An 11088-nucleotide genomic window follows, 5' to 3' on the forward strand; every position below is an offset into this window, starting at 1 on the left:
TGCGCGCGGTTGGCGAGGAAGAGCGGGAAGGTTTCTTTGCGCGACTTATCAAACGGGTAGCCGAAGGCGTGGGCCCCGTACTCGCTGTTCGGAATCCATTCGACGAGCTGCTGCGGATCAAACGCAGCCTGCGGGGCTTTCGTGGCCGTGAAGAGGAGGCGGGTGGATTCGCGAGCGATGGGATCGGCGCTCTTCGGATCGGCCATGTCCGTGTGCATGGCGAGCCAGAGGGAGGAGCAGCCACCTGCGCTGACGCCACTGGCTGCGATGCGGGTTTTATCCAGGTTCCACTCGGTTGCTTTTGAGCGGAGAAACTGCAAGGCACGCGCGGCATCGGCCAGCGGCCATTGCAACGGCGGCGTGACCTTGGCGGCATTCGCATCGAACAGGAAGCGGTAGTTGATGGATGCGACGGAGATGCCGGCATCGAGGAACGCGCGCACGTCGAGATGCTGATGGATGTCCGTCTTATCCTGCGCAGCCCAGCCGCCACCGTGGATGTAAAACACGACCGGCGTGGGCTGCGTAGATTTCGCGAGCCACACATCCATTGTCTGGCGAAAATGCGTGCCGTAGGCCACATCGGTCAAGGTCGCGGGCGTGGCATCGAGTTTCGCGGTGGCGAACTTTTTCTGGACCTCCGCAGGCGGCATCCAGCCGGTGGGGCGCTGCTCATTGGGCGTGTAAGCGCAGGTGATGAAGTAGAGTCCATGCGCCGGGAGCTTCTGCGGCGGCACATTGACCTGCACCTGCGTGAAGCCATCGGCAAACCAGCTTTCGAAACCGTCGGCGGCGTCTGCCCGCAAAGCCACGCCATTGAGCCGCACATCAAGCTGCTTCGGCGCACGATACGGCAGGCGCAGGCGGAAGCCGATGCCCTGCGTGAATTTCGCGTCGGTCTTGGCGGCAAGGAGCTGCTCATTCGGCAGTTCCATGGCGACCTTGAGTTCCGGCCCCGCTTTGATGAAGCGCTCCACCTCCGTGGCGGCATCGCCGAGCAAGGGGCGGAAATCATTGTTCGCGATGGCGTGCTTGGCCGCTGCCGTGGTGGCGACGACGAGGCTCTCGCGGCCTACCGTTTGCGGGTAGAGAAAACCGAGGGCGAAGTCGCTTTGCTGATTCCACAGCTCCACGCGGCTGGCGCGGCGTGCCGCAGCCGTGGTCCCATACGCAGTGACGAAGTGGCCGACAAAGTGACGCATGCGGTTCACAGGATAGCCGGGCGATTTTTCATCCAGCCACACCTCATTGCCGATGCGCATGAGCCCCTGCATGCGGGCGACGAGGCTCTGCTCCCACGCCACCTCCTGCGTGAGCAGCATGGTGTGGTATTTCGCGTAGCCGTAGTGCGCGGAATAAAACATGGGCATGCCATGCCAGAGCTTCCGCCCCAGCGGCGCCAGTTCCGGGCCCCAAAACGTGCGCTGCGCATCTGCCTCGAAACGGTCTGATGGAAAACCCGCTGCGCGTCCGGCATCGATCATGGCCTCCGTGACCCGCCAGTCCCAGGGGCGCAGTGCGTAATTCGAATACGCCCCGCCCGTGACCTCCGTCATGATTTGACCGTGATACATGCGGCGCGAACCAAGCTGTGCGGGCGAGTATTCCTGCAAGCCCGTGCCATGCAGGTCCGCGTGCACTTCCGGCTGGTAGTCGTCGATCACTGAAAGTACCGCGTTGAGTTCGGGGGCGTCCTCCGGCGTTTTGAGCGTGAGCGTCTTCACATCCCAAAGCTTGCCGATGCGCCCGCTGCCGGTGTAGGGATCGACCCCGTGCTCATTGCGAAAGCGGTCGGTGTAAAACATGGCCAGCGGATTCACGCAGGGCATCACGAGCACGATCTGCCTGCGCCGCGTCTCCACCGCGAGGGGATCATCGCTCAGGCACCATTCTGCAAAGGCCATCGCGCCCGTCGTCCCCGTGCGCTCCGGCCCGCTGTGCAGGGTGGTGATGAGGCAGACCTGCTTGTCAGCGGCTGGCACGGTGGCATCGGTGATCTTCAGCAAATACACCGGCATGTTCTGGCCGCTCATGCCACGTGTTTCTAGCTTCATTAGCTTGGGAAACTGCTGCCGCCAGTGTCTCAGCGTCCCCATATATTCCTCCCACGTGAGGCGGTGCATGGGCGGGTAATCTTCCTGCGCTCTGAGCGGTGCCAGCAAGGTCAGCAGGGTTAAGATAAAGACGACATACTTCATGGTATGAAATTCTGGGGCACGAGTTTCAGCAGTTCTTTTTCATCCGCGCCCGTGGCTGGGCTACCCGCAGGCTGGGGCTTGCCATTGATCAGGCAGTTGTCCCACTGCACGCTGCCAGTGACTTTGACATCCAGATTTTCAAAGGTGCAGTTCTTCGCCTCGACCACCGCATGTGAAAGGATATTCCCCATGCGTGGTTCCACGAGACGGCGGATGAGCACGTTGTCCATCTTCATCTGGCAATCGCCAGCCGCACGACCGGTGACGGTAAACGGATTTTGAGCTGAAGAAAAAACGAGGACATTGGTGAGCGTGTAGCGGCCTTGATCGAGGAAGTAGAGATCGAAGCCGATGTTCTTTGCGAGGAAGACATTCGTGTAGCTCGTCTGCGCCGTGCCGGTGTCGGTGATGCCGGTGCTGTTGCCAATGCTCACGAAACCATCCACGCGATACTGCGCGGATTCATGCGCGCTGATGCCATCGTCACCGCACTCGATGGCGGCGATGTTTTCAAAGATGACCTCGCGGCAGTCGCCATGGATGTTGAAACCGTCGTTGTACGGATGCGTCGCGGTGATGTTCTTGATGACGAGGTGGGCATTGTCGCCGCTGAACTGCACCCCCGCGCTACGCATGGGAGCGCGAATGGCGGCATCTGCGAGTGACTGCCCCGCTGGTAGTTTGAGGTAGAAGCTGCCATAGATCTGCCTTGAAGGCGGCTTCTCGCGTGAGGGATCTTTGACAAAGGTCCATTCACCGGGCTGGAGTTCCTCCGGCTTTTTCAGAGGGGCGCTGCGGCCTTTGGAGGTGCGGCCCATGTGGTTCATCTGCCCGTTCCAGAGAAAGAACCAGCGGCCGATGATGGCGTCGTCATTGCGTGCGATGAGATGGTCATTGGCAAACAAACCCGGTGACACCTCCGTCCACTGCGCCGGATCAATCGGGTCACTGCCATCCAATATCGCTCCATGTCCATCGAGGGTGATGGGCTTGCCGGGTTCGCCATTTTTGCGGTAGAAGCCAGCGTAGTCATGATAGACCTTCGGTTCGAGATGAATAATATCTCCTGGTAGCGCGAGCTTGATCCCCTGCGCGATGGTGGGTGCATCCTTGTCTTTGCCGACGTGGATGTCACGCGCAGCGGCGGAGATGGCAAACAGGATCAGTAGAAAGGTCGGCTTCATGCAGGGGGTGTGGCAGCGGCAGCAGCAGCGTAGGCGGTCTTGAGCGTGGGATCTGTTTGTGTATGGCTGCCACGATAAACGAGCAGCAGGCCAAGGCGTGAAAAGTTGGTCGTGTTTGGCGCGGAGTGGTGGATCGTCTCGCACTGATGAATCGTCGCATCACCGGGAGCGAGCAGACCGCAGAACTGCTCAGCCAGCGGCACGCTGGAAGGTTCGGCCATGCCGATGCTGTTGCCACGTACGCCGCTGGGCTTGGTGGGCTGCATGCCTGCTTTGTGCGAGCCTTTGACAAAGAACACGGGGCCGTTTGCCTCCGTGACCGAATCGATGGCAATCCATACGGTGAGCATGTCCGGCGGTGTCTGGCAGAAGTAGGCGTTGTCCTGATGATAGGGCACGCCGGAGCCGATGCGGGCGGGCTTGTTGAACGTCTCCACGCCGACTAGCACGGGCTCGCCATGCAGCAGCGGAGCGACGAGCGCACGGATGTCCGCACGTTCGCCGAGTTGACGGAACCACGGATTGTATTTTTCCAAGCGCCACAGATTGCGCACGGTCTTTTCATCCTTCTCGAAAGTGCGGGCATCAACGGGCTGCGCGGCGAGATCATCGCGGATGTAGCGCTCCAGTTCAGCACGCACGGCGATTACTTCGTCCGCATTGAGAAACTGGTGAATGAGCACGACGCCGTCGCGTTCATAATCGGCAAGGTATTGGGTGGAGTCGGTGTTCATGAGGTGAGTTCGGCAAAGAGTGAAGGATCACTTAAATCGAGCGCGGCGAAGGCCTGATCAAGATGCGCGGGTGTGCGGCCACCCACGAGCACGGAGTCGATACCCGGCTGATGCAGTGCCCAAGCGAGCGCGAGGTGCGCCTGCGAGTGGCCCGTGCGTTCAGCAACCGCTTCGAGCGTCGCAAGGCGGCGATACGAATCGCTGTTGAAATAGACATCCTGATGCCCAGGCACGAGATCGAATCGCGATCCGCTTTGCACGCCCTGCTGATGCTTGCCCGTGAGAAACCCAGCGCCTAGCGGGCTGTAGGTGACGATGGCGATGCCGTGCGCCACGCAGTATTCACGCAATGCATCACTCACGTCACTGACAGCAAGATTGTGGTTGTTTTGCACGACGCTGAAGCGCGGACCTGCGGCCTGCAGTTGCTCCAGAGTAACGTTGCTAAGACCGAGCGCTTTCACCTTGCTGGAGGCCACGAGTTCATCGAGCGCAGGCCCAGCGGCGAACACGCTGTCATGCCACTGATGCAAATACAGCAGATCGATTTGATCCACACCGAGCCGCTGCATGCTGGCACTGATATCGATGCGATCATAGGGCGGCAGAATTTTGGTGGCGATACTGATGCCACTGGGGCGGCGGGAGGCCAGCCAGCGTCCGAGGATGCTTTCCGAAGCTCCCTGGCCGTAGGCTGCCGCTGTATCAAACAAACGAACGCCACGCGCGAGGGCGTGATCAAGCAGCACATAGGAAGCCGCCTCATCGATCTCGCGCCCCAGCGTCACGCAGCCAAGTCCGATCTGGCTCGACACACCACCCTTCAGAGGCGTCACGCGACTGTCAGTGCCGTCGATCAAACCGGCAGCTTGCAGGCGTGGCAGGAGGTCGGTGGTGGTCATGCGGGAGAGTGAAAAAGGCGAGCAAAAGAATACGCAGGCAGAGGCGGATTATTCATTCGTTTATCCAGGCATATAGGGGATTCACGCCCTCGACAAAAACGACTCTTCGGATACAATTCAGTTATGCCAGTCACCATTGAACACATCAAACAGGAAATCCGCAGTCTCGCTCCCGCGGATGTAAATCACCTGCTGCGTGACCTGCAACAAGAATACATCATGCCTTCAGTAGATGATGAGGATGCGGCGTCGGTGGAGGCGGAGTGGGATGCAGAAATTGACAGTCGAGTGCAGGAAATTGAGGAAGGGAAGGTCGAGCTCATCTCCTATGCTGAGCTTCGCAAGGGAACGGATGCACTCTTTGCAGAGCTTGGCATCAAGCGCCCAGCATGAGCGATCCTCAAATTCATCCTGCGGCGCGCGAGGAACTCTACGAGACCATTCGCCACTACGCAGTCATTGATAGTGAAGGTCAGGGTGATTTGGCCCTGGCATTTGAATCCGCTTTCTACCAGCATGCGGATTCGATCATCGACGACCCGTTGCTCTTCAACGTGCGCCATCGCAATACACGCCGCGTCAATCTCACACCGCGTTTTGGGGAGCATTACATCGCTTACATGATCTGGCGGGAAAAGGTCGTCATCCTTGCCGTTGCTCACGCCAAACGCCGTCCTTATTACTGGCGTAAGCGTATAGCTGAAGCCAAGAAGCTTTTCTGATCTGCTCAGTTCTAGAGCACACACCCTCACGGCTGTTTCCCCAGCAACTGCTGCACGGCCCCGGTCAGCACCTGCTCCACTTCCGGCGCGACATTGGAAGACGTGGGACCGGTTTCGTAGCCGCCTTCGGGATACGCGGCGGCGGTGCCGATGTAGCCGGGGCCGTAGTCGCCGTAGGCGGCCATCATGACGTGCAGATCCGGGCGCATGGCCTTGGCGGCGAGTTGGTATTCCACGAAGAGCTCGCCCGGCAGATGCAGCATGCGTGCGCTGCCCACTTGCAGGCAGGTGATGTCGATCTCATGCCCGGCTTTGTTGCGGCGCACAAAGGCGAGTTGGTCGGCCAGGGAGATGTAGCCTCTGGGCGGGGTGGCTTTGAGCTTCGTGGTCAAATCCTCTTCGTCCAGCCGTGGTGACAGCGGCAGTTTCACGGGCACGCTGCCCCAGCCGATGTCAGCGCTGGTGAGTGGCTGTTTCGCCGTCTTTTCATAGGCCTCGCGCATACCTGCGGCAAGACGCGTGGCGAGGAGGACGCGGTTGCTCTGCGTGCCATCGTTGTACTTGCCTGCGGAGACGTTGCCACCGGCACCGTTGAAGTGGACATGCAGCGCGGCGTTCACATCCTGCCCGCGAATGAAGCGCGCGATGCCCGGAAAGTCGGGGCTCGGAATGCCTAGACGATAGTAGCTCTGCGGGTGGCAGGCATACGCGCTGAGCACAGCGATGGGCTTGTCCCCATTCCAAAAACTGAGGAGTGACACGACGGGATCGATGACTCCCTCGGGCAGAGAGATGAGTCCTTCGATCTTGCAACTGCTGCCACGCATGCGCCCCACCTTGCCCTCGGGCGTGCGCTCCACGCGGCGGTTCGAGGCCACCTCCTTCACAGCGGCTTCGCCATATCCGTAGTGCGTGATGGGCTGCGCATTCGGCAAGGCCGCACGAATGGCATCTGCCGCACGCTGAATGACGAGGCGATGAAACGTGCCGTCAAAGCGGCTGTAACCTTTCAAGTCGAGTTCCTGGATGATCTTCTCTGCGGTGAAGTCACAGCCTGGGGCATCATGCTGATGCAAGGTGTGAACGGCCACGCGGGCGGGCACCGTGCCTGCGGCTGCCGCGAGCGCGGCACGAAAGGCATCATGCCCCTCATTCGCAATGCCGATCCAGTCCACCGCGCAGAGCACGATGGGCTGCCCGGCCCCGAGAATAACGATACCACGACAGCGCAGCGTGAGATCATCCACGCGCTTCACCGGATCATACGCCATGGCTGAGCCGAGAGGTGGTGTGGCATCCACATCAAAGGTGACGATGCGCACCGACTCGGCGGCGTAGGCGGTGTGCCACATGCCAAGGGGTGAAAGGAGGAATACGAGAACGAGGAAAGCTTTCATGATGGAGGAATGATCAAAACGCACTTCATCAGTAAGTTTTACCCGCAGGCAACACGGACTGGCCAGAAACTTCACTGAGCACGGAGTCGAACTGCGCGGAGCAGTCGCTGAGATGCGCATGCAGCGCACCGAACTCGCTGCCGAGCACGACGAACTGCGCACCGAGTTCGATGATCGTTTTTGCATCCGCTGCGGAGCCCACGGGGCGGCCCCAGGTCTTGCCGTGTTTGCGGCAGGCAGCGGAAATCTGCTTTTGCACATCCATCATCACCGGATCATTGACGGCAGCCGAACAACCGAGCCGCAGGGACATGTCGCCAGGGCCGAGGAAGAGGATGTCCACACCGGGGACGGCGGCGATCTCTTCGACATTGGCGAGCGCGGCGGGTGTTTCGATCTGCACGGTGAGGAAGGTCTCGCGATTGGCCTGATCGGTGTAGTCATCGGGCTTGCCGATCCAGTAGTCTGCATCCCGGCCACCACCGCAGAAGCCGCGATCTCCGAGCGGTGGAAATTTGATCGCATTCACCAGCGCACGCGCTTCATCGGCGCTGCCGACATGGGGGATCATCAAGCCCGAAGCACCGTCTTCCAGCAGACGGTAGAGGCCGTTTTTTTCCTTGGTCGGAGGCCGCCACATGCAGTCAATGTCGGCCGCGTGGTGCCGGCCCAGCATCGTTTCGGATTCACGCTGATCCCACGCGCGGTGCTCGGCATCCAGCCAGATGCCGTCGTAATTAAAGTGGGCGGCGATGGCCGGAAAAGAAGCGATGGGCGAGCCGGTGCAACAGATGCGGGCGACTTGGCCGGCACGGATTTTAGCGAGGACTTTGGAGCGTCTCATGGAGGGATTAGGGGTGATTTTTTGCGAGCCAGGTGGAGAGGCTTTTGAACAAAAGCGAGGGGTCGCCTGCGCGGCGTGTGATCATGGAAAGGTCCTGGGCTTTGATGAGGCGCAGTGCGAATGCTTCGTGACGCTGCTCCTCCTGACTGAGTGTGGGTTTCGCATTGGAGGGCAAGGCGACCACCACATCCCACTGCTGCGGGCCAAAGCTGAGCGACCAGTTCATGATCCATGAATAATCGTGATGAAACTGCTGCTGATCCTGCAATGGCAGATCAGCGGGCACGGCGATGATGACGAGATCCTGCGCCATGCTGCGCACCTTGCGCGCGGCGACCTCGATCTGCGCGAGCGTCTGACCTGCGACCGGCCAGGGCGTGACCTTGACTTCGACCCCGGGAAACAGCTCCTGCAGAGCAGGCTTGATGACCTCATCATACGGCGGCATGGCGAGAACCCGCACAGGCTGGGCAGCTTGGATGCGTGCTAAAGTATGCGGCAGCACAGGCATGGGCGGACCGATCTCACGGAGTGAAGTGGTTTTTCCGGTGATGGCCTGCGTGAGGGTTTCGGCGAAGAGTTTGTGCCCCGCCATGTTGGGGTGAATGGCATCGCTGAGGAGCAGATTCCATTCGGAAGCATCCGCAGCATGCACGGCCTCAAATGCGGCAAAGCAATCAGCCACCACGAGTGATTCCTCTTTGGCCACGTCACGGATGGACTGCGTGAATTCGGCAAGTCGGGCAGAGGGCCGCGGCTCGGTCTCGACCACGGAATTCTGCGTACACAGCACCACCTCGGCACCGCTGGTGCGGCAACGGGCGATCATTTCGTGGAGGTTCTTTTTGAAGACGTCCACGGGTGTCTTCACCAGATCGTTCATGCCAAACATGATCGTCACGAGCTGGGGCTTGTGCGCGAGGACATCGGTCTCCAGGCGCTTGAGGCCGCCCGTGGTGGTGTCGCCACTGATGCCTGCATTGCGCACGGTGATCTGCGCCTGCGGATAGAGCTGCTTCAGTGCGAGCTGAAGCATCTCGGGATATGCCCGACGGCCGCCGCTGTGATAATAGACGCCGGTGATGCTGTCGCCGATGCAGACGATGCGCACAGGCTCCTGCCCTGCGGCGAGCAATTGCGCGGTTTGCAGCGGTGCTGCCGCCAGCAGATTCGCACAGCAGCAAAGAAGGAGGATGAGTGTACGCATGGGGATCAGGGTTACTTCAAAAAGTCGAGGGTGATGCGGCGGATGCGCAGGCGATTGAGAGCGCCGACTTTGCTGTCGCCAGCGCAGTAGCCGATGAGCATGGCGTCGCCCACGAAATGGATGGCGGTGTAGTGGTAGAGGCCATCGGGATCGTCCTCGATGAGCTTGCGCTTCGGCCAGGTCTTGCCGCCGTCCATGGAGATGGCGGCGACGAAGGGATTGCGCTTCTTCGGCGGAAACGGAAACATGCCCGAGTGGTCGTTGTAGATGGCCAGCAGATCGCTGCTGCCGGGCAGGCGCTTGATGCTGGCGGGGCCGTTGGGAGATTTCATTTCCGTGGGCTCCGGTGGCGAGAACGTCTTGCCCGCATCGGTCGAGCGAAAGCCGTACTGCGCGCCTTGATCGGTGCGGCACCAGGAGAAGATCGAGCCATCGGCAAGCTCCACGACGCCCGGCTCCTGCAGGCCGCTGCCGCTGCGCACGGGCATGGCCCACCAGCTTGAAGATTCCATCCATGTAGCGCCTTCATCATCCGAATAAATCCAGGTGGCGATGGCGCGCGCGTCCCATGATTTGCTGGTATGCGGATCGGTGCCGCGTGAGCGATGAAAGGCCAGCGGGATGATGATGCGGCCCTTGCTGGTCTGGATGACGCGGTCGTTGTTCATCACAAAGTAGCCCGGTGCCTGCTGCACAAGCTTCGGCTCGGTCCAGCTCTCGCCATCATCCGTAGAGACGCGCATGTGCGGACGGCAGTCGATCCAGCTATTTTTGATACAGTAAAACATGGCGAGCTTGCCGCTGGCGAGGCGCAGCAAAGACACGCTCATCACGTTGTTGCCGCCGGTGTTCTCCACCACGGTGACGGGCTGGCTCCAGGTGCGGCCTTGATCGTCCGAATGAATGCGCACGATGCGTGCGGGACTTTCATCCCCTGCACCGCCGTAAAAATGCGAGTAGCAAAAGATGATGCGGCCGGAGGCCAGCGTGGCGAAGGAGCCTTCGGAGTTGCGCGGATTCTCTTTCGTGGGATCGAGATTGAAGGTGATGACGCTTTCGGCGTGCGCCGTCAGCACGAGAGCAAGAGCGAGGATGAGATGTTTCATGAGTGTTGATGGAGTTACCATTCACCCTGACGGGCAAATTGGCTTTTCACGTTGGCGCTGAACTGGGTGATGCTGGCTTCGAGATTGGCGACGAGTTGGTCAGTGCTGAGACCTGCGCCATTGCGGGCGGCGGGGATGACTGTGGCGCATTCATTGGCGTCCATGAAGCGTGCGGCTTCCAGCAGCCTTGGCTGGTCCTCGGGAGGAATGACCATGAAGCCGTGCTTGTCGGCGTGGATGAGATCATCCGGCTGCACCTTGCGGCCAAAGACCTCCACCTCGCAGCCCCAGCGCACGGGGTGTACAAACGCGTGGCCGACGCAAAGGCGGCGGGCGAGCGCCTTGAATCCCGCATTGGTCATTTCATCGAGATCACGAATCGCACCGTCGGTGATGGTGCCCACACAGCCCATGGCCCGAAACATGTTCGCGCTGACTTCGCCCCAGGCGGAGCCGAGAACGCGGGGCTTGTCGAGATCCTGCACCACGACAATCTTCGGCCCCGGCATGCTGGCGATGTAGCGGCGGAATTCCTCTCCGGCGTTGGGATTGGCGGCACGATGCGCAGCGTTCGAAGGCTCGATGACCAAGGTCACAGCGTAGCCCACCATGGGGCCCATCTGCGGCATGAAGTCGCGGGTTTCTTCGATGTTGAAGGCGTCCGCGCCAGGATTGTGCTGGGTGATCTGCTCCCAGCCGTTGTAGATGGTGGGAGTGTTCCAGCGTTTGAGATGCAGCAGGTCGCTGTGCGAGAGGTGGCGCGCTTTTGAAGACATGGTATTGAAACAGGCTGT

Annotated in this window: 11 protein-coding genes; 2 read left to right on the plus strand and 9 right to left on the minus strand. The window is 60.4% G+C overall.

What is annotated here, in order from left to right:
- From PSV43_RS24375 to PSV43_RS24390, 4 genes are all read right to left on the minus strand, one after another.
- A partial coding sequence (locus PSV43_RS24375) for an alpha/beta hydrolase fold domain-containing protein (protein ID WP_300203838.1) occupies positions 1-2198 on the minus strand: 2198 nt, incomplete at its 3' end.
- Entirely contained in the window at positions 2195-3382 is a 1188-nt protein-coding gene (locus PSV43_RS24380; RefSeq protein WP_300203840.1) for a hypothetical protein, read from the minus strand. The genes PSV43_RS24380 and PSV43_RS24375, both read right to left, overlap by 4 nt.
- Positions 3379-4116, minus strand: a complete 738-nt coding sequence (locus tag PSV43_RS24385) for a phytanoyl-CoA dioxygenase family protein (protein ID WP_300203842.1) — start codon at positions 4114-4116, stop codon at positions 3379-3381. Before PSV43_RS24385 ends, PSV43_RS24380 begins: the two co-directional genes overlap by 4 nt.
- On the minus strand, positions 4113-5018 hold the full coding sequence (locus PSV43_RS24390) for an aldo/keto reductase (RefSeq protein ID WP_300203844.1): 906 nt from the start codon (positions 5016-5018) through the stop codon (positions 4113-4115). The genes PSV43_RS24385 and PSV43_RS24390 overlap by 4 nt, the downstream gene beginning before the upstream one ends.
- Before the next feature lie 123 nt (positions 5019-5141).
- Here PSV43_RS24390 and PSV43_RS24395 point away from each other — a divergent pair, with 123 nt between their 5' ends.
- Positions 5142-5411 carry an addiction module protein gene (locus tag PSV43_RS24395; RefSeq protein ID WP_300203846.1) on the plus strand — a complete coding sequence of 90 codons (270 nt, stop codon included), beginning with the start codon at positions 5142-5144 and terminating at the stop codon, positions 5409-5411.
- Entirely contained in the window at positions 5408-5740 is a 333-nt protein-coding gene (locus PSV43_RS24400; protein WP_300203848.1) for a type II toxin-antitoxin system RelE/ParE family toxin, read from the plus strand. The genes PSV43_RS24395 and PSV43_RS24400 overlap by 4 nt, the downstream gene beginning before the upstream one ends.
- 26 nt (positions 5741-5766) lie before the next feature.
- On the opposite strand, the gene PSV43_RS24405 is transcribed toward PSV43_RS24400, so the two are convergent.
- Genes PSV43_RS24405 through PSV43_RS24425 form a run of 5 tightly spaced genes read right to left on the minus strand, consistent with a single transcriptional unit; the run spans position 5767 to position 11070 of the window.
- A complete protein-coding gene (locus PSV43_RS24405) occupies positions 5767-7137 on the minus strand; it encodes a hypothetical protein (protein WP_300203850.1) in 1371 nt (456 codons plus the stop codon).
- Positions 7138-7165: 28 nt separating this feature from the next.
- Positions 7166-7981 carry an aldolase/citrate lyase family protein gene (locus tag PSV43_RS24410; protein WP_300203852.1) on the minus strand — a complete coding sequence of 272 codons (816 nt, stop codon included), beginning with the start codon at positions 7979-7981 and terminating at the stop codon, positions 7166-7168.
- Positions 7982-7988: 7 nt separating this feature from the next.
- Complete coding sequence (locus tag PSV43_RS24415; protein ID WP_300203854.1) at positions 7989-9188, minus strand: SGNH/GDSL hydrolase family protein; 1200 nt, start codon at positions 9186-9188, stop codon at positions 7989-7991.
- A gap of 11 nt (positions 9189-9199) precedes the next feature.
- Positions 9200-10294, minus strand: a complete 1095-nt coding sequence (locus PSV43_RS24420; RefSeq protein WP_300203856.1) for a sialidase family protein — start codon at positions 10292-10294, stop codon at positions 9200-9202.
- A gap of 14 nt (positions 10295-10308) precedes the next feature.
- On the minus strand, positions 10309-11070 hold the full coding sequence (locus tag PSV43_RS24425) for an RraA family protein (protein WP_300203858.1): 762 nt from the start codon (positions 11068-11070) through the stop codon (positions 10309-10311).
- Between the last annotated feature and the right edge of the window lie 18 nt (positions 11071-11088).

It is taken from the genome of Prosthecobacter sp. (genome assembly GCF_029946185.1).
In the GTDB taxonomy this organism is placed as follows: domain Bacteria; phylum Verrucomicrobiota; class Verrucomicrobiia; order Verrucomicrobiales; family Verrucomicrobiaceae; genus Prosthecobacter.